Annotated in this window: 18 protein-coding genes; 9 read left to right on the forward strand and 9 right to left on the reverse strand. The window is 49.4% G+C overall.

The window, feature by feature from the left end; genetic code table 11:
- From pstA to GN241_06290, 5 genes are all read left to right on the forward strand, one after another.
- On the forward strand, nt 1–1,296 hold the full coding sequence (gene pstA / locus GN241_06270; GenBank protein ID XAT57005.1) for a phosphate ABC transporter permease PstA: 1,296 nt from the start codon (nt 1–3) through the stop codon (nt 1,294–1,296).
- A 3-nt stretch (nt 1,297–1,299) separates the two neighbouring features.
- A complete protein-coding gene (locus tag GN241_06275) occupies nt 1,300–2,085 on the forward strand; it encodes a phosphate ABC transporter ATP-binding protein (protein ID XAT57006.1) in 786 nt (261 codons plus the stop codon).
- Nucleotides 2,086–2,095: 10 nt separating this feature from the next.
- Entirely contained in the window at nt 2,096–2,815 is a 720-nt protein-coding gene (gene phoU, locus GN241_06280) for a phosphate signaling complex protein PhoU (GenBank protein XAT57007.1), read from the forward strand.
- Nucleotides 2,816–2,828: 13 nt separating this feature from the next.
- On the forward strand, nt 2,829–3,512 hold the full coding sequence (gene phoB, locus GN241_06285; GenBank protein XAT57008.1) for a phosphate regulon transcriptional regulatory protein PhoB: 684 nt from the start codon (nt 2,829–2,831) through the stop codon (nt 3,510–3,512).
- 177 nt (nt 3,513–3,689) lie between these two features.
- Complete coding sequence (locus GN241_06290; protein XAT57009.1) at nt 3,690–4,913, forward strand: acyl-CoA dehydrogenase; 1,224 nt, start codon at nt 3,690–3,692, stop codon at nt 4,911–4,913.
- 217 nt (nt 4,914–5,130) lie between these two features.
- Here the strand turns inward: GN241_06290 and GN241_06295 are convergent, their stop codons facing one another.
- Both GN241_06295 and GN241_06300 read right to left on the reverse strand, forming a co-directional pair.
- Nucleotides 5,131–6,039, reverse strand: coding sequence for a dihydrodipicolinate synthase family protein (locus GN241_06295; protein ID XAT57010.1), 909 nt, complete (start codon nt 6,037–6,039; stop codon nt 5,131–5,133).
- 385 nt (nt 6,040–6,424) lie between these two features.
- Nucleotides 6,425–6,898, reverse strand: a complete 474-nt coding sequence (locus GN241_06300; protein ID XAT57011.1) for a DUF2938 family protein — start codon at nt 6,896–6,898, stop codon at nt 6,425–6,427.
- A gap of 366 nt (nt 6,899–7,264) precedes the next feature.
- Here GN241_06300 and GN241_06305 point away from each other — a divergent pair, with 366 nt between their 5' ends.
- Nucleotides 7,265–7,636 (forward strand): DUF861 domain-containing protein, encoded by a 372-nt coding sequence (locus tag GN241_06305; GenBank protein XAT57012.1) that lies wholly within the window; start codon nt 7,265–7,267, stop codon nt 7,634–7,636.
- 112 nt (nt 7,637–7,748) lie between these two features.
- Nucleotides 7,749–8,312 carry a histidine phosphatase family protein gene (locus GN241_06310; GenBank protein XAT57013.1) on the forward strand — a complete coding sequence of 188 codons (564 nt, stop codon included), beginning with the start codon at nt 7,749–7,751 and terminating at the stop codon, nt 8,310–8,312.
- A 103-nt stretch (nt 8,313–8,415) separates the two neighbouring features.
- Here the strand turns inward: GN241_06310 and GN241_06315 are convergent, their stop codons facing one another.
- The 7 genes from GN241_06315 to GN241_06345 form a co-directional block, all read right to left on the reverse strand.
- The gene (locus GN241_06315) at nt 8,416–10,029 is read right to left on the reverse strand and encodes a family 43 glycosylhydrolase (protein XAT59197.1); all 1,614 of its coding nucleotides are present in this window, start codon (nt 10,027–10,029) and stop codon (nt 8,416–8,418) included.
- Nucleotides 10,030–10,036: 7 nt separating this feature from the next.
- Nucleotides 10,037–11,182 (reverse strand): gfo/Idh/MocA family oxidoreductase, encoded by a 1,146-nt coding sequence (locus GN241_06320; GenBank protein XAT57014.1) that lies wholly within the window; start codon nt 11,180–11,182, stop codon nt 10,037–10,039.
- Between the two features lie 33 nt (nt 11,183–11,215).
- Nucleotides 11,216–11,959 (reverse strand): TIM barrel protein, encoded by a 744-nt coding sequence (locus GN241_06325; GenBank protein ID XAT57015.1) that lies wholly within the window; start codon nt 11,957–11,959, stop codon nt 11,216–11,218.
- A gap of 37 nt (nt 11,960–11,996) precedes the next feature.
- A complete protein-coding gene (gene ugpC / locus GN241_06330) occupies nt 11,997–13,073 on the reverse strand; it encodes a sn-glycerol-3-phosphate ABC transporter ATP-binding protein UgpC (GenBank protein XAT57016.1) in 1,077 nt (358 codons plus the stop codon).
- A gap of 8 nt (nt 13,074–13,081) precedes the next feature.
- Complete coding sequence (locus GN241_06335) at nt 13,082–13,981, reverse strand: ABC transporter permease subunit (protein XAT57017.1); 900 nt, start codon at nt 13,979–13,981, stop codon at nt 13,082–13,084.
- Entirely contained in the window at nt 13,974–14,867 is an 894-nt protein-coding gene (locus tag GN241_06340) for an ABC transporter permease subunit (protein ID XAT57018.1), read from the reverse strand. Before GN241_06340 ends, GN241_06335 begins: the two co-directional genes overlap by 8 nt.
- Before the next feature lie 77 nt (nt 14,868–14,944).
- The gene (locus GN241_06345; GenBank protein ID XAT59198.1) at nt 14,945–16,093 is read right to left on the reverse strand and encodes an extracellular solute-binding protein; all 1,149 of its coding nucleotides are present in this window, start codon (nt 16,091–16,093) and stop codon (nt 14,945–14,947) included.
- A gap of 311 nt (nt 16,094–16,404) precedes the next feature.
- Between GN241_06345 and GN241_06350 the strand changes: the two genes are divergently transcribed.
- Nucleotides 16,405–17,460, forward strand: coding sequence for a LacI family DNA-binding transcriptional regulator (locus tag GN241_06350; GenBank protein ID XAT57019.1), 1,056 nt, complete (start codon nt 16,405–16,407; stop codon nt 17,458–17,460).
- Nucleotides 17,461–17,516: 56 nt separating this feature from the next.
- Nucleotides 17,517–18,572, forward strand: coding sequence for a TIM barrel protein (locus GN241_06355; GenBank protein XAT57020.1), 1,056 nt, complete (start codon nt 17,517–17,519; stop codon nt 18,570–18,572).
- Nucleotides 18,573–18,586: the final 14 nt, after the last annotated feature.

The raw sequence follows: 18,586 nt of genomic DNA on the forward strand, positions 1-18,586 counted from the left end.
ATTAAGGTTTTGGATTTAAAAGCCCGTCACGCGAAAGAAATGCGCTTCAAGATATATGGCCTATCAGCGATAACGCTGGGTTTGCTGTGCGTGCTAGCCTTATTCAGCTCGGTCTTGGCTGCGGGTCTGCCGGCCTTCAAACAAACCTTCATTCAGCTGCAGATGGATTTGCCCGCTGCTAAACTGGATAAAACCGGTACGCGGGATCCTGAAAAGATGAAAAAAGTCTCAACGATCGGCTATTCAAAGGTGATCCGGGATCAATTGCAGCAAAACCTGAAAGATGCGGGGATCGACTTTTCAAAATTGGATAAAAAGCAGCTTAAGAATATGATCTCAAAAGAGGCGCCTGCTCAGTTGCGCGATGCAGTGTTAGAGGATCCATCTCTGCTTGACCGACCGTTTGACTTTGAAGTTTTGGCCAATGGCCGGATTGACGGGTATTACAAAGGGCGGGTGACTTTCGAAACCGCCGCGCTTGATGTTATGATTTCGCCAGATCAGCTGGTTTTGGCAGATGCTATGAAAGCCGCGGGTCTATTAAAGACGCGGTTCAACGGGCAATTTTTATATTGGCCTGACGCCTCTGACTTGCGGCCAGAAGCAGCGGGCTTGGGTGTGGCCTTGCTTGGCTCGCTTTATATGGTGATAATCGTTTTTGTTTTGGCCGTGCCTCTTTCTGTATGCACAGCGGTTTTCCTAGAGGAATTTGCTCCGAAAAATTGGTTTACCGATTTGATTGAAATAAATATTTCAAACTTGGCGGCGGTGCCCTCGATCGTGTTTGGGATTTTGGGGCTGTCGCTTTTTATTAATTTTATGGATTTGCCTCAATCAGCCCCGATTGTTGGAGGTTTGTGCCTGACATTGATGACTTTGCCAACCGTGATAATTGCCGCGCGCGCCGCGATCAAAGCGGTGCCACCCTCGATCAAATCTGCAGCGCTAGGGCTTGGCGCATCCCGCGTTCAGGCGGTGTTTCATCACGTATTGCCCTCAGCAGCGCCTGGTATTTTAACAGGCACTATTCTGGGCCTTGCTCAAGCGCTGGGGGAAACCGCACCTTTGCTGTTGATCGGGATGGTGGCTTTTGTGCGCGAATACCCATCGCTGTCTCCCGATGGTATTTTTGATCCCTCAACGGCGCTGCCCGTGCAAATATATAATTGGACGGTCAGAGGTGACCCAGCCTTTGTTGAGCGCGCCTCGGGTGCCATTATCGTCTTATTATGTTTTATGATAACAATGAATGCTCTGGCGATAATCCTGCGCCGCCGCGTTGAAAAACGGTGGTAGGATATGCTTGATACAAATATGGAAGAAACCGTGTCTGATAAATCAAAAATAGTCGCTCAAGATGTGCGCGTGCTTTATGGTGATAAAGAGGCTCTTAGAGATGTGAATATTCGTATTTCTGAGAAAATGGTAACCGCCTTCATTGGTCCCTCAGGCTGCGGAAAATCAACTTTTTTAAGATGTTTCAACCGGATGAACGATACGATTTCGGGATGTCGTGTTGAAGGAAGAATTATGTTTGACGATCACGATATATCGCAAATAGATCCAGTGATGCTGCGGGCCAAGATTGGCATGGTGTTTCAAAAGCCCAACCCATTTCCAAAGTCTATTTATGACAATGTTGCCTATGGCCCGCGCATACATGGCCGGGCGCAGAATAAAGCAGAGTTGGATAAAATTGTTGAAAAGGCGCTGCGCCGCGGCGCCATTTGGGATGAGGTGAAAGACCGGCTGCACACCTCCGGAACCGGCTTGTCGGGCGGGCAGCAGCAGCGCTTATGCATTGCCCGCGCAATCGCCACAGAGCCTGAAGTTTTGCTGATGGACGAGCCATGTTCTGCGCTTGATCCCATCGCGACCGCGCAAATCGAAGAATTGATCAGCGAGTTACAACAAAACTACTCTGTGATTATCGTTACCCATTCGATGCAGCAAGCGGCCCGAGTTAGCCAAAAAACTGCTTTTTTCCACCTTGGTAATTTGGTCGAGTTTGACGATACGAGTGCGATTTTCACAAATCCGAAAGATGCCCGTACCGAAAGTTACATCACGGGCCGGATCGGCTAAGGAGGCTTCCATGGTAGAAAAACATATTGTCAGCGGATTTGATAAAGACCTAGAAACAATAGAAGCCCTGATCATGAAAATGGGGGGGCTTGTTGAGGCATCAATCGCAGATGCGACCCGCTCATTTGAAACCCGTGATAATCCATTGGCAGAAGAGCTGATCGCGCGCGATAAATTGATTGACCAGCTTGAAGCGTCGATCAATGCGCAGGCTGCGCGGGTTTTGGCTTTGCGCTCTCCTAACGCGGTCGATTTAAGGTTGATCCTGTCGGTGATTAAAGTCAGTGGCAACCTTGAACGCATTGGCGATTATTCAAAAAATATGGCCAAGCGCACAGGCGTGCTATTGGAGCTGCCCGAGATAGAAAATGCGGGGTCATCTTTGCGACGTTTGGGGCGCGAGGTTGAGCTGATGTTAAAAGATGCGTTGGATGCTTATATTCAACGTGATCCGGATTTGGCAGAGCGGGTGATTTTAAAAGACCGTGATGTTGACCAGCTGTATAACGGAATGTTCCGGCAATTCTTAACGTTTATGATGGAAGATCCGCGCAATATCACGGCCTGCATGCATTTGCATTTCATCGCTAAGAATATCGAACGCATGGGCGATCATGTGACCTCAATTTGCGAACAAGTTGTCTTTTTGGCAACTGGCGAGCTTCCCAGCGACCCGCGCCCAAAGGGCGATCTTACATCGCTGGACCCTGATATCAGCTTAAGAAAATAATTGGACGCGCCGCATGGTAAAACCATCGATCTTGATTGTGGAAGATGAGCCGTCACAGCGTGAGATCTTGTGCTATAATCTAGCAGCCGAAGGCTATGAGGTGTTGATCGCCGAGAATGGTGAAGAAGCGCTTCTGGTCGTGGATGAAGCGTCACCCGACATAATTTTGTTGGATTGGATGATGCCATTGGTCTCAGGTATTGAAGTGTGCCGTCGTTTGAAACTGAATCGGGAAACGCGGGAAATCCCAATTATTATGCTCTCTGCGCGCTCAGAAGAAGTTGATAAGGTACGTGGTTTGGAAACCGGCGCAGATGATTACATGATCAAACCTTATTCGGTGATTGAATTAATGGCGCGGGTGCGCGGCCAGTTACGTCGAACGCGCGCCGCCGCGATGGGACAAAAATTGCGATTTGAGGATATTGTTTTGGACGCTGAAACCTTTGAAGTGTTTCGGGATAACCAGCCGCTGAAACTTGGTCCGACTGAATTTAGATTACTCAGTGTTTTTATGGAAAAGCCGCGCCGCGTTTGGAGCCGGGATCAGCTGCTTGATCGCGTTTGGTCGCGTGAAACCGATGTCGAAACGCGCACGGTTGATGTTCATATAGGACGTCTTCGCAAGGCCTTGTGCCAGAATGGCGGTAGAGATCTTTTACGCACAGTGCGCGGTGCTGGATACGCATTGGGTTGAAACTGTTTCAATTTTGACCGGGGGGGCGACAGAGCGTTTGAACTGCACATAAAAGCCGCGGTTCCGCCTGAATGATGGTGGATTTAATGAAAAAAAAATTCGCGATTGCGCTGTAACTTTTCTGATATTCAGGTCATATTGGTGCTAATTCAAAAAAGCAGCCTTGGGGATATCGATATGAAAGATGCAACTGACGTGATCAGCGCGAAAGATCGGCCAAATCTAAGCAGTTTCGATTGGCAAGATCCGTTCAATTTTTCAGATCAGTTGACCGAGGAAGAACGCATGTTGCAAGAATCTGTGCGAAGCTTTGCGCAGAATGAATTGCAGCCCCGAATTTTGAACGCCTATCGAAATGCGACTGTTGAGCCAGAGATTTTTCGGGAAATGGGGGCGCTGGGCTTGTTGGGAATAACCGTACCTGAAGAATATGGCGGGTTAGGCGCAGGCTATGTGGCTTACGGGGTTGTGGCCCGCGAAGTTGAACGCGTTGACAGTGGCTATCGTTCGATGATGTCGGTGCAGTCAAGCCTGGTGATGTATCCGATTCACGCCTATGGTTCCGAGGAACAACGCAACAAATATCTGCCTGGCTTGGCAGAAGGGCGCCTTATTGGCTGCTTTGGATTGACCGAAGCAGATGCGGGGTCGGATCCGGCAGGCATGAAAACGCGGGCGATTAAAACTGCGGATGGGTATCGACTGACAGGATCTAAAATGTGGATTTCGAATGCGCCGATCGCGGATGTCTTCGTGGTGTGGGCCAAATCAGATGCGCATGATGGTGCCATCAGGGGGTTCATTTTGGAAAAAGGGATGGCGGGTCTGACTGCTCCTAAAATTGATGGCAAACTGTCGTTGCGGGCCTCAGTCACCGGCGAGATTGTGTTGGATAATGTCGAAGTCTCAGAAGATGCTTTGCTGCCCAATATTTCAGGATTGAAAGGGCCTTTTGGCTGCTTAAACAGAGCGCGCTATGGCATCAGCTGGGGCGTTATGGGCGCGGCTGAGTTCTGTTGGCATGCGGCCCGACAATATGGCCTCGACCGCAAACAATTTCACCGGCCAATTGCGCAGACGCAATTGTTTCAGAAAAAGCTGGCGGATATGCAAACGGAAATCGCTTTAGGATTGCAAGCGTCGCTGCGGGTGGGGCGTTTGTTGGATCAAGCTGAAGCCGCGCCAGAGATGATCAGCTTGATCAAACGTAACAATTGCGGCAAAGCGCTGGATATTGCACGCCTTGCGCGGGATATGCATGGTGGCAATGGTATTTCGGATGAATATCAAGTGATGCGCCACATGAATAATCTGGAAACGGTGAACACCTATGAGGGCACGCATGATGTGCATGCGTTGATCCTAGGTCGTGCCCAAACCGGTTTGCAAGCGTTTTTCTAGCCGCTCAAGGGCATCTAACGTTTGCTGCAAGCGCTGGCTTTTAGACCAGTCAAAGGCTCTTTTATTTCCCCATGTGGTTCAAATACCGCGTGGCGCGCAAAGGCTGGCCATTACCCTTTCGGTTTAAGAATCGATCTGCACCAATTGGCGCAGATTCTTCGACATATGAACATCGGCATCCATGAAATGTCATTAACATAGATCCCAATAACGCCCCTCACGCAGCCTGACCTGTGATTTTTGAAATTGATTTATTCATTGTATCTATCATCGCTTCTAACCGGTCTTTTTCGTCTTGTGCTAAGGGATGAAGCGGCTTGCGCGGGGGGCCAGCATCGATCCCGCGCGTGTTCACGCCATGTTTGACAGATTGCACAAACCTTCCTTGCGTTTCAAAAGCCTGCATCAATGGCAGCATGGCCGACATGATCGCCCGACCTTTGACAAAATCGCTTTCGATCACGCAGGCCTGATAAAGCGCGATATGGGCCTCTGGTGCAAAATTGGAACCCGCGCAAACCCAGCTGCGCCCGCCCCTAGCAAAAAACTCAAGCGCGCCAGAACTGTTTCCGCAGGATAGGTCGATTTGAGGATACGCGCGCGCAGTGGTATGCAAATGCTCCGGATCGCCGCTGCTATCGATCAACGCGCATGGATGATGGGATGCAACAATTTGAGCAAGACAGCTTTCATTCAGATTAACCGATAGTCGCTGCGGATCATTGTGCAATATAAGCGGTAACCTGGCTGCGCGCTCAATGGCCAAAACATGCGCTGCGATTTCAGGGCCCGTTGGAAGCGCTATCGGCGGCGCTGTGACCAGAACTGCATCTGCCGCCTGCACCTTGGCTTGACGGGCATATTCGATGCACTCTTCGGTACGTATCGCGCTGGTGCCGATAATCATGGGCACGCGCCCTGCAATCATTTCTTTTGCCAATCGCATCAAATAGACGCGTTCTTTCATCGACATTGCATAATATTCACCCTCCGTGCCCGCCACAATTAATCCATGAATGCCAGCGTCGATCAAAAGGTCGATGCTGGCTTGCATGGCCTGTTTGTTTAACGTGAAATCCTTGTGGAACGGGGTGACAAGTGGGGTATAAACACCCTCAAATTTCATGTTTTACTCCATCTATAAGGGTAAAGCGGCTTATCGCATGGCCGCAAATTCGGGCGTCTTGCCCTGATCTTTGCTGTGAATTATTTGGCCCCTTGCCGGCTACGCGGTTACGCAAAGATGTTTTATTATTTGAACTAATCATTGCACCATGTCAGTTCGGACTCTTTGTCAATCTAGCGCGATGCGTGAAGAGATCCATCTTTAAGGCTTAAAGATGTTCAAGATGGCCGCAGAACCACTTTGCAAAAGCTCACATGCAGTTTGTTTTAGGATCGAACGTAGCACTGTTTAGGCTGTTGCTAAAATGCGTTTTAAGGTTGTAACGCGCAGATATCTTAGCAATTTAGATACGTTCACTTCTGCCAGACCCGTCTTCTTGAATGCGCTAAAACAGAAGCGCGGTGCACCACATTCCGAGCCCAAAAACGCTATGGCCAAGCAATCCCATCGCGCGCCCAAAATGCGGGTTCGGGGTTTTTGATAAGGCGATGCCAAGCCCCAAACCGGGATGCAATAAAAACCATCCTGCGGCGATTGTGGCAACAGAAAACACCCAAACAGGCAGGAAGCTTGGGTCCCTTAGCCAGTCTGCTCCTATTAAAGCAATGAAAACAACGCCGTAGATTATACCCACGCCATAATGGAAGGCCCAGCCGATGCGGGTTTCACCAGCCGTTTCTTGCGCGATTTGAATATCTGAATGAAAAACCACGCCATGTTTTAAGTGGAACACCCATCTGCCAACCAATCCCCAATTGGGGGGCGCAATCGCAAAGACGCGATTTAACAGAACCGACCATAGATCCATGAACACGGTTCCCCCAATTCCAACTGCGCTTGCCAAAAGAAGATTGCTCATGCTTGCCTCTGATCAAATTTGAGTTCTGTCAGTATAACCATCGCTATCATACTGAACTAGATAAAAAAGTTACTATCAGCTTGCAGGATACCTAAAGAAGTCAGAGCTATCAATTTGACCCTATTCTGCGGCTTGCAGGGCGTATTGCGGGGCTGTTTTTAATGCCCTGTGATCATCTTCCGTTGGGTGAAACAGCCGTTTTCCAACGCGCAATTTCTATTTGTCGGGTTGGGTTCTGGAAAATTTACAGATTTTTGATCTAGGTTGGCAAAGAAGTCGCTGCTCGCGCGCGCCTCACATCAACTTACATCATGTATAACATGTGCTAAGGTCGATTGATTATTGGTAATTTTCAGGAGCTGAGGCATGCAGATTTATACACCCGGTACTGAGATTGGGGTTTTGCAGCCTTGGCCTTTTGATAACCCTGAAAGCAATTATAAAATTCTGTTTGGGGCGCCCGCCGCATCGGGCCGTATTGATACCGGGGGGGCGGGCTATACAACGCGCTCGGGCATCTGGCGCTGCACTGCGGGTACCTTTGAATGCACAGAGCAGGGCGATGAATTGATGACCTTTTTATCTGGGCGTTGCCATCTGACAGATCAATCAACGGGCAAAAGCCACGTGTTGGGTGCCGGCGACAGCCTTTTTATGCCCGATGGACGCCGCGTCACATGGGAAATTATTCAAGAGGTTACGAAAGTATTTTTTGGGAATAAATCCAGCGGATTTTAACGTTAGGTGTGTTTGTTGAAACGGTTTTTGGGAAACGTTTCTGCGCCTTTTAAAACTGTGATCCGCAGCATATGCATGTGTCTGTATGATTTTATTAAGATAGGTTTCGAGCATGTACCCTTATCCCGAGCTTTATATTTTAAGACATGGTGAAACGCTCTGGAACCAGCAGGGGCGTTTTCAGGGGCAAAAAGACTCGCCTCTGACAGATAAGGGGCGGCAGCAGGCCTTGGCCCAAGGCGAAGTGTTGCGATCTGCTAAAAGCTTGCCGCATATTGTGTTCGTTAGCCCTTTGGGAAGAACTTTAACAACGGCAAATCTTGCAGCCCCCTTTATCAAAACTCACGTAAAAGATCCGCGTTTGCTTGAAATCAATTTTGGCGCGTGGGAAGGGGCCACGCGCGAGGACATAAATCAAACAATCAAAGCGCCAGTGCAAGGATTTGACTGGTTTTTTAAGAGTCCAGGCGGTGAAACCTTTCAGATGATCTCAACGCGGGTCATGTCCTTTTTACAAGAACTTGAAGATCCGGCTATTATCGTTACGCATGCAGTGACCTCTAAGGTCTTGCGCGGCCTTTATCTGGGCCTTGATCAGGCTGACTTATTAAAGCTGCACGCAGAGCAAGGTTGTATCTATCATTTATACAGGGGTGCTGAGGCGGTGTTACGTTAAGCCTTGGCAAGACCTGATAAGCAGATTTAGCTATTTATAGCTGAGCAGAAATGGTGTTAAAACCGTGTTTTTACCCAAGACAGTTGCCGCGATTGTTCAAAGCTTATTCGGCGCCAGTATAGCTGAAGCGGGAAAATTGCGCTTCGGCGGCCAAACCTGACGTATCAAAGGCAATCATACCGACGAAATTGCCTGTAAAAGACTTGCCTTCGCCTTTGCCGGCTTCATCTGACAGGCAAGCTGCATTCAAAACTGGGCCAATCGGATGCCAATCTTCAGCCTGTTTCCAGAAAAACTGTTGCTTGGCATGATCGGTTTGAACGCGTAATTCGACCCGCCCCTCAGCGACGGGCACCGGCGCCGCAAGTGGATAGTCCATATCCGTATTGGGATAGCGGCCCGGACAGGAAAACATGGTTAATATCCGGCCAAGTTTTTGATCATGAGACAGCATGAGCGCATGAAATTTATGGCCGTTATAATAGGTGATCAAACCGGCGGCTTGCTGATAGGTTTGCGGCGCAAATTCCAGCTGGCATTCGGCGGAATAGATGAGATGTTGTTGGCGGCGCGCGAGCAATGCTTGTTCAAAGCAACTGCCGATGCTTTCCCGCCCTATTAAAATTAAACGATTATTTTCTAAACGAAATAACCTTTCGGGAAACGGCGTTCTAAGCCATTGGAAATCAGAATGAAGGTGATTGAACGTATAATTTATTGTTTTGGTTTTGGCTTTTTGAACGCTGTGCTGGCCTTGGTCAGAGCTGGGCAGGTTTGCCCGAACGTTTTGCCCAGATTCTTCAAGATAAAGCCAGTTATCGGCTTTCCAAACGCAGCGCTCTAATCCTGTTTCACGGCCCAAGGGACAAAAACGGCCAACCCCATCTGGGTCGGGTATTGGCCGCCCCATCAAAAATGAGTGATAGGCATCACCGTCTTGGGTCTCAACATATTGGCCGTGCCCAATGCGTTGAAACGCGTGGTCAGGCGTGGCGCTATGCGTCATCAAATGTTGTTCTGGATGGACCTCATAGGGCCCCTCTAGATGGCGCGCGCGCGCCATGCTCACCGCGTGCCCATAGCCGGTTCCCCCCTCTGCGGTGGTTAGGTAATAATAGCCGTTTCTTTTGAAAATATGGGGTGCTTCTGTCAGCCCTCTTTGGCTTCCGGACCAGATGTTTTTAATGGGTCCGAACAAACCTTTATCGGGGTCCCATTCCTGCAGAGCTATGCCATCAAAACGGTGATGCGTCGGGTTAGAGCCTGTATCATGCGCGCCATGATTCCAAACCATATTCAAGAGCCATTTGCGGCCATCGTCATCGTGAAAAAGCGACGGATCAAATCCCGACGAGTTTACGTAGATTGGATCAGACCATTCGCCATCGATGCGCGGGCAGGTTGTGATATAATTATGCGTATCCTTAAAAGCGCCGTCCAAGCGTTTCACATCTGTGTAAACCAACCAAAATAAACCGTCCGCATAAGAGAGGCACGGGGCCCAAACACCGCCTGAATCTGGGTTTCCACGCATGTCTAAAAGCGCAGGCCTGTTCAAAGGGGTTGCCACCAAGCGCCACGCGCCAAGATTGGTTGAATGATAAATGCGCACCCCGGGATACCATTCAAAGGTAGAGGTCGCTAGATAGTAATCGGAACCGACCCGAAGAAAAGACGGATCCGGATGAAAACCTGGTAAAACCGGATTCTTGATCACTCTCATATTACCCCGCTGTTTGATCTAGCAGTTTTAAAGCCTCTGTTTTACAGAGCGCTGCGGGCCGTGCGCAACTGGTTGACAGCTCAATCCACTGCTTTTTCTCACCCGAATCCAGAATACTCGTCATCACGTCCACGACATGCGCTGCCAAATCCAAAGAACAACGATGCGGGCGGTTTTCAAGAATTGCCGCCGCCATATCAGCAAGCCCGGCGCAGCGGTAATTGGCCCGCTTTTCGCCTTGTCCATCGGTGGTATTGGTGATGCCGAACGGATGATCATTTTGCTTGGGCTGCGCGGTGCCCCCGCTTGCATCCGTGTAGAGCACGCTGCCCCCGAAGAAATTGGGATCAGGCAGGTAAAGCGAGCCTTCGCTGCCATAAAGCTCCATATTTTCGTGCCGATGTGCGCAAACATCCCAGCTTGCACCCAGCGTTATAATCGCGCCGGATTGAAATTCGAGTAAGGCATGATGCGTGGTGGGGGTATCCACGGGTATGCTCTCTCCTGTGCGCGCACCGGTGCCAATGGTGCGGGTTTTCAGGCCGGTTGAGGCCATCGCGCTTACCGCCTTGACCGGCCCGATCAGTTGCACCAAATTCGTAATGTAATAAGGGCCTAAATCGAGCACTGGCCCGCCACCAGGTTGAAAGAAAAAATCAGGGTTCGGATGCCATGCTTCCATCCCCCGCGACATGACATGGCAGGTGCCGCTTAAAATCTCTCCTATCGCGCCCTGATCAATCAAAGATCGCGCCATTTGATGGGCTCCGCCCAAAAACGTGTCGGGCGCCGAACCGATGCGCAAGCCCGTTTCATCGGCCAATTTGCGCAACGCCTCACCTTCTTGCAAGCTGAGCACAAACGGTTTTTCCGAAAAGGCATGTTTTCCCGCTTGTAGGATTTGTTTTGTGATCTCAAAATGCGCCGCTGGTACGGTCAGATTCACAATAATATCGATATCACCGCTGGCAAGTAGTTCAGGTACGCTGAGCGCGCGGAGGTTAAATTTTTCTGCCTGAGTTTTGGCTGCAGCCATATCAAGATCTGCAACAGCGCGCATTTCTAGGGGTGAAAATTGCGATGCCAATTGTAGATAAGCCGTTGAGATATTACCACATCCAATAAGGCCAATGCCCATTTTCTTCATAATTTTAGCGCCTTTCTTGCAGTGGCCTTTAGTTTAAAAGGTTATCAGTTTTTCGTAGGATCTTGTTGCAAAGCGCACACCATCTTTTGGATTGTCATGTTCCAGAACATAACGGCCAATGCCCGATGCGCGTAAACATGCGCTGATTTCATCCCAATCCAGCACCCCATGCCCAACATCAGCCCAACCGCCTTCATCAAGGTTTTCACCCTTTGGGGCGTGATCTTTGATATGCGCAGATATGATGCGATTTTTGTAACGCTCTATCCATTCTACGGGTGATCCCCCTGCAACCGCCACCCAAGCAAGATCAAGTTCCAGAACCAGCGAGGGCGCAGCCTCTAAAATGGCTTCAATCGGATACGTGCCATCCTCTAAGGGAATAAATTCGAAATCATGATTATGCCAGCCAAACTGCAATCCCGCCGCACGAATAGGCGTACCGATTGTTTCAAGATGCGCGCCAAAGGCAGCCCAGCCTGCGCGATCTGTTGGTCGCCGTTCGGGCTTTAAAAAGGCGAGGATCATGGCTTCCATGCCAAATTCACGTGCAATATTTAAGGCATTTTCTGGTTCATTCTCAACCAGATCTATGTCGAAATGGCCGGTGGTCATTGACAGGCCATATGCGTCCAACAGCGCTTTGGTTTTACTTGGATCTTCGTATAATGCCCCGAACCCCTCGACCTCGCGCAACCCCAGATCAGCCAGAGTTTGCAGCGTATCCGCTAAGTCAAAATTTCGAAACGAGTAAAGTTGCATGGAATGTGCGGGCATGAGTAATCTTCTTTTATTGTAGGGGCTAAGAGGGGGGTTAAAGGCGCAATTCGGAAGCAGGATCAAACAGAGAGGCTTGTTTCGGGTCAAACCCTATGCTGACAAGATCTCCTGGTTTTACGCGGGCTTGGCCATCCATCCGAAATCTGAAATAGGCCCCGCTTACGGTGCAATCAACGATCGTGTCCGAGCCCATCGGTTCGACCAAATCAACGGTGACTTGTGTGTGATAAGGAGCCTTGGCGCTTAAATCCCCCACGATCACATGCTCTGGACGGATCCCAATGGTTGCGGCGCAGTTATTGGCTGGCTGTTCAGAGAATTCATAACGATCGAGCGGCAATTTGACGTCTTCGAAGATAAAATGGTTATCTTGGATCTGACCATCCAGAAAGTTCATTGAGGGCGAACCGATGAAATTCGCTACATATTTATTGCGTGGGCGGTTGTAGATATCATTTGGTGAAGCAAGCTGCATGATTTTGCCACTGCGCATCACCGCGATACGGTCGGCCAATGTCATGGCCTCGATTTGATCATGCGTAACATAAATCATCGTATTGCCCAATTGTTGGTGCAGACGCTTGATTTCAACGCGTAAATCGGCACGCAGCTTAGCATCCAGATTTGACAGAGGCTCATCGAATAAAAAGACATCGACATCGCGCACCAGAGCACGCCCGATGGCTACACGTTGGCGCTGCCCGCCAGAAAGCGCGGCGGGTTTGCGGGAGAGCAAGGGTTCGATCTGCAAAATTTCGGCGGCCCGAGCCACACGCGCTTTGATCTCCTCTTTAGGCATTTTCGTGTTTTTCAGGCCAAAGGATAAATTCCCCTCAACGTTCATTTGCGGATAAAGCGCGTAGGATTGAAAAACCATCCCGATACCACGTTCTGATGGCTCGGCCCAAGTGACATTGGTGCCATTGATCAGGATTTGCCCGTCGGTTATGTCGAGCAATCCGGCAATACAGTTCAGCAGGGTTGACTTGCCGCATCCTGACGATCCCAAAAGCACCAGAAACTCGCCCTTATGAACATTAAGGTCCAAATTGTGCAGAACATTTACAGATCCAAAATTCAGGTCTAATTTTTTTATTTCTACCGAATGCATAATGCAGCTTATCCTTTAACTGCGCCGGCTGCGATGCCGCGCACGAACAGTTTTCCTGAGATGAAATAGATGGTCAGGGGAACCAGCCCCGTGATGATTGTGGCGGCCATATTCACATTATATTCCTGCACGCCCTGCGTTGAATTCACAATGTTATTCAATTGCACGGTCATGGGGTAATTTTCCGGCCCCGTATACACAATACCAAACAGAAAGTCATTCCAGATGCCGGTCACCTGAAGAATCACGGCAACCGTAAAAATTGGCAAAGACATGGGCACCATAATGCGGAAATAAATACCCCAAAACCCGGCACCATCCACGCGCGCCGCTTTGAACAACTCTTCGGGTAACGAAGTGAAATAGTTACGAAATAACAGCGTCAAAATGGGCATGCCAAAAATCGTATGAACGATAATCAATCCACCCAGTGATCCATATATGCCAATTTCCCGCAACATGATCACCAATGGGTAAAGCATCACCTGATAGGGGATGAACGCTCCAAATATCAAAATTGTAAAAAACACATTGGCGCCTTTAAACCGCCAGTTCGCCAAAGCATATCCATTGATGGAGGCGACGATTATCGAGGTGATGACCGAGGGGATTGTGATTTGAACCGAGTTCCAAAACCCGCGGCTTAAGCCTTCACATGTTAACCCTGTACAGGCCTGCGACCAAGCTTTCACCCAAGGCGCAAAGGTCACCTCAAGGGGTGGAGAAAAAATATTTCCCAGCCGAATTTCAGGCATGCCTTTTAAAGAGGTGACCGTCATCACATAAAGCGGAATGGCGTAATATACCGCGATAAACGCCAGCGCCCCATAGAGAAAGATATTTCTGCGCGAAAAGGTTTTGCGAGGTTTCGGGCCCCGAGGGCCATTCATGATCTCTTGCTCAGCCATGTTTTTTTGAACCTCCAAATTCAAGCATTGCCCAAGGCACAACAACCAACATAACGGTGAGCAGCATCATGGTTGAAGCTGCGAAGCCTTGACCCAGGTTTTGCGCTTGAAACATAAGATCATATACATATTTTGCGGGCACTTCTGTGGCGATACCGGGGCCGCCGCCGGTCTGTGCGACGATCAGATCGAACACTTTGACAATGCCCGTGGTTACGATCACCAAAGTTGTGATGAACACGGGTCGCATCATTGGAATAATAACAACCACATAGGTTTTCCATGTCGGAATACCATCAACACGCGTGGCCTTCCAAACATCTTCATCGATACCGCGCAAGCCCGCGAGCATCAGCACCATCACCAAGCCGCTGCCCTGCCATAAGCCAGCAATGAGAACGCCAAAAATCGCGATGTCGGGGTTGTAGAGCGGATCGAAGGTAAAGCTTGCCCAGCCGAGATCCCTTACAATGCCTTGCACGCCAAAACTTGGATTCAAAATCCACTGCCAGATCAACCCTGTCACAACGAAGCTTAAAGCATAAGGGTATAAGATTACGGTGCGAAAAACGCTTTCGAAGCGCACTTTTTGGTCAATTAAAGCCGCGAGTATAAAGCCAATCACGAACATTAAAATCAACATACATAGGCCATAGATGAACAGGTTTTCGATTGAAACCAGCCACTTCTTAGTGTCCCAAAGCCGCTCATATTGCTGCAGGCCAACCCATTTCAAACGTGGTAGCAGGCCAGATTTTGTAAAACTATAGACAATAGTCCAAGCGGTGCCGCCCACGAAAACAAATAGGGCCGTCACAATCATTGGGATTGCGGCAATCTTAGCTGATTTGTTTCTGAAAAGCTGATTAGGGCGCTTATGCGACATCTGCGGCCTCAACATCCAATGCTTTAATAAAAAAGGGGTGTCAGCCCGCGATAGCGGGCTGACATTCTGTTTTGGGTTTAGTCTGCGTTTGCGATCATTTTCACAAAGTCAGCTTGTGCATCCGCCGCTGAGATGGATGTGTCGGCAAAGAACTCAGTAAACAATGTGTTCATTTGGTTTGCCGTGTCAGGCGTTAGAAGCATATTGGTATCTGGCAACAAGGCGCCTTGGTCAAGCAAAGCCAAACCTTTTTGCATGCAATCATTTGCCGCTGACAGATCAACATCTCCGCGTACTGGAAGCGATCCTTTCTTCAGGTTGAAAGCAACTTGCGTTGTCGGCTTAAGCAACAATGCCGCCAATTCACCTTGCGCTGCAATTTTCGCATCATCCTTCAGAACGGGGAAATAGAATGCATCGCCGCCCGTTCCCAATCTTGGGTTCATCCCCAAACCGGGCAAGCAGCTATAATCTTCGCCCGCTACGGCATTCGCAACCGCAAATTCACCCTGCGCCCAATCACCCATGATTTGACCACCGGCTTGACCTGTGATGACCAAGTTGGTTGCGTCATTCCAGTTTTGAACGGTTGATTTTGCCGCCATGGAGCGCGCATTTTCAGCCGCTTCGAACAGCGAGGTTACTTCTGGGCCTGCTGCAACAGAGGCGTCTTTATCACCATAAACAGCCATAAAAATGTCGTTTGGCAGAAGCGAGGCCATCATCACGTTGAACGCGCCAGATTGTTGCCAACCTTGCTGGCCCATCGCCAATGGTACTTTACCAGCAGCTTCCAGAGCGGCTGCACCAGCTACAAATTCGGTCCAATTTGTTGGAACTGCAACCCCAGAATCTTCAAAGGCTTTGTGGCTGACCCACAGCCACTGCCATGAGTGGATATTGACAGGCGCGCAGTAAATACGGCCATCGACGGTGCAGGCGTCAAGCAGCGAAGAGGGGTTAACCATGTCTTTCCAGCCTTCGGCTTCGGCGATATCGGTGATATCACGCAAAAGGCCAGATTCGATAAGCTCTTCTGCCTGACGGCCATGGTTGAATTGGAATGCTCCCATCGGCTCTCCGCCAATGATCCGGCTTACCATGGCCGCGCGCGCGGCTTCACCGCCCACAATCGCTGCGTCAACCCAAGTATTGCCCGTCGCGTCAAAGGCTTTTGCAAATTCGGCAACCGCAGCGGCTTCGCCGCCGGATGTCCACCAATGCATGACGTCCAGTTCAGTTGCTGATGCATTTCCGGCTGCAACAAATGCCGTCGCTGTTATAAATTTTGATAGTAGTTTCACGATTGACCTCCCATGTCTGAATCGATTCGTGTAAATCTATAACGTTTTAGTTTTTACTTGCAACAATTTTATAATAATCTAAACTCTTCTCATCCTGCGCGCTAGAAGGTCCACATTTTAAATTTTATCACCGGAAAAGTCTTGAAAAAATATAATTAAATATTGAAAATCTACCTGTTTCTGCAGAATGGCATCTGCGGGTTGGCTGGATATTAGGGATAAAGTGACAAAAGATGGCGCGTAAACGTGAGACGGTTGATCAAGACTTTGCGGCGCGCCTTTTGCCTGGGGAAAAACCGACTTTAAAAACTTTAGCTCGCCTTAGCGGGTTTGCCGTGGCCACGGTGTCGCGGGCTTTGTCTGATGCGCCAGATATTGGCGATAATACAAAAAATCTTGTTAAACATATTGCGGAGGCCGTTGGATATGTTCCCGATCGTGCCGGCGTTCGGCTGAGAACCGGCAAAACCAATGTCATCTCACTGTTATTGCCAATGACAGATGAGGAAACAAATATTTTTTATTCGATTATCATCCGATCTATCAGCGCAGAGTTTCTGGGCACCCCATATCATTTGAACGTGACACCGTTTTTTGCCGCTGAGGATTCGTTGTTGCCTGTGCAACGTATCGTCGAGAATGGGTTGGCTGATGGCATCATTATGAACCAGATTGAACTCGAAGATCCGCGGGTTGCTTATTTGTTAGAACATCAATTTCCGTTTGCCACGCATGGCCGTAGCAAGTGGCGTGAGCAGCATGCTTATTTCGACTTTGATAACCATGCTTATGTGTGGGATGCGATGCGCAAGCTTAAGGATCGGGGCAGATCTTCGGTGCTTTTGCTTGCGCCGCCGTTGACGCAAACCTACGCCCAGGACATGCTCCGGGCGTTAACTGAAGCGGGGAAAGAACTTTCGATGGCGGTGCGCTTTATTGAACGGCCTATCGAAAAAATACAGGGCGCCGAAAGCCCTGCGGCTTTTGCTGCTGCGATTGCCCAAGAGCTTGCGCGCGCGCCCCATATTGATGCGGTGATCGCCGCGTCTATCGATGCAGGTCTCACCGCCGCGCAAGCTGTCGAAAAGATTAAGGGTGTGGTGGGCGATACGATCGATGTCTGGACAAAAGAATTACAACCGTTTTTGGCCAATTTTCGACCAGATATCTTGACGACGTTTGAAAATGCATCTCCGGCAGGAACATTTTTGGCGCGCGCGGTTCTAAACGCTATTGCTCAGCCAAGCGGACCGCCATTGCAAAAGCTGGTTGGCCCAGAAGATATATAAGGGCTGGTTCTGAGCCCGATTTTAAAATTTTACCAAGGTGAGAATAGGAAAAACAGATGAAATCGCAGATCAAAGGACCAGGAATTTTTCTGGCGCAATTTGCCGGAGATGAAGCTCCGTTTAACTCTTTAGAGGGCATTACGAAATGGGCGGCCAGTCTTGGCTATAAAGGCGTGCAAATTCCAACCTTCGATACGCGCCTTTTTGATTTGGATCGCGCGGCTGAAAGCACGACTTATTGTGATGAAGTCCAAGGCATTTGCGCCGATGCCGGTGTAGAGATCACCGAATTATCAACGCATCTCCAGGGCCAATTGGTGGCGGTCAACCCGGCCTATGATATCGCGTTTGACGCCTTCGCTCCGGCGGCGTGCCAAAAAAATCCGAAAAAGCGTCAGGCTTGGGCCGTTGATCAAATGAAAAAAGCTGCCATCGCTTCACAGCGGTTAAACCTGAAGACCTCTGTTTCCTTCACAGGAGCGCTTGCCTTTCCCTATCTGTATCCTTGGCCGCAACGTCCAGAGGGCCTGATTGAAGAAGCCTTTGCCGAACTGGGCCGCCGTTGGACGCCGATTCTGGATCATTATAAAGAGCATGGCGTGTCAATCGGTTACGAAATTCATCCTGGTGAAGATGTGTTTGATGGCGCGACCTATGAGATGTTTGTGGATGCAACAGGCGGGCATGATTGTGCCTTAATCAATTATGACCCCAGCCATTTTTTGCTTCAACAAATGGATTATCTGGCTTTTATTGACCTGTATCATGACCGGATCAATGCGTTTCATGTTAAAGATGCCGAATTTAACCCGGATGGGCGCCAAGGCGTATATTCAGGCTATCAACCTTGGGTCAACCGGGCAGGCCGGTTTCGCAGTTTGGGTGATGGTCAAGTTGATTTCGCGGCGATTTTTTCCAAGCTGACACAATATGGCTATAACAGCTGGGCGGTATTGGAATGGGAATGTTGTTTGAAATCCGCCGAACAAGGGGCGGCTGAAAGTGCGCCGTTTATTGCAAAACATTTGATCGAAACTCCGTTAAAAGCGTTCGATGATTTCGCTGGTGCAGAGCGTGACGAGGCGCAAATCAAAAGGATGTTGGGGCTGTGAAAACTTTAAAATTA

The organism is Rhodobacteraceae bacterium IMCC1335, assembly GCA_039640495.1.
GTDB lineage: Bacteria > Pseudomonadota > Alphaproteobacteria > Rhodobacterales > Rhodobacteraceae > Thalassovivens.

Bases quoted from the DNA above. Each gene is read 5' to 3' on its own strand.
- GN241_06275 (XAT57006.1), top strand. From the start codon at position 1,300: ATGCTTGATACAAATATGGAAGAAACCGTGTCTGATAAATCAAAAATA.
- phoU (XAT57007.1), top strand. From the start codon at position 2,096: ATGGTAGAAAAACATATTGTCAGCGGATTTGATAAAGACCTAGAAACA.
- phoB (XAT57008.1), top strand. From the start codon at position 2,829: ATGGTAAAACCATCGATCTTGATTGTGGAAGATGAGCCGTCACAGCGT.
- GN241_06290 (XAT57009.1), top strand. From the start codon at position 3,690: ATGAAAGATGCAACTGACGTGATCAGCGCGAAAGATCGGCCAAATCTA.
- GN241_06295 (XAT57010.1), bottom strand. From the start codon at position 6,039: ATGAAATTTGAGGGTGTTTATACCCCACTTGTCACCCCGTTCCACAAG.
- GN241_06300 (XAT57011.1), bottom strand. From the start codon at position 6,898: ATGAGCAATCTTCTTTTGGCAAGCGCAGTTGGAATTGGGGGAACCGTG.
- GN241_06305 (XAT57012.1), top strand. From the start codon at position 7,265: ATGCAGATTTATACACCCGGTACTGAGATTGGGGTTTTGCAGCCTTGG.
- GN241_06310 (XAT57013.1), top strand. From the start codon at position 7,749: ATGTACCCTTATCCCGAGCTTTATATTTTAAGACATGGTGAAACGCTC.
- GN241_06320 (XAT57014.1), bottom strand. From the start codon at position 11,182: ATGAAGAAAATGGGCATTGGCCTTATTGGATGTGGTAATATCTCAACG.
- GN241_06325 (XAT57015.1), bottom strand. From the start codon at position 11,959: ATGCCCGCACATTCCATGCAACTTTACTCGTTTCGAAATTTTGACTTA.
- ugpC (XAT57016.1), bottom strand. From the start codon at position 13,073: ATGCATTCGGTAGAAATAAAAAAATTAGACCTGAATTTTGGATCTGTA.
- GN241_06335 (XAT57017.1), bottom strand. From the start codon at position 13,981: ATGGCTGAGCAAGAGATCATGAATGGCCCTCGGGGCCCGAAACCTCGC.
- GN241_06340 (XAT57018.1), bottom strand. From the start codon at position 14,867: ATGTCGCATAAGCGCCCTAATCAGCTTTTCAGAAACAAATCAGCTAAG.
- GN241_06345 (XAT59198.1), bottom strand. From the start codon at position 16,093: ATGCATTGGTGGACATCCGGCGGCGAAGCCGCTGCGGTTGCCGAATTT.
- GN241_06350 (XAT57019.1), top strand. From the start codon at position 16,405: ATGGCGCGTAAACGTGAGACGGTTGATCAAGACTTTGCGGCGCGCCTT.
- GN241_06355 (XAT57020.1), top strand. From the start codon at position 17,517: ATGAAATCGCAGATCAAAGGACCAGGAATTTTTCTGGCGCAATTTGCC.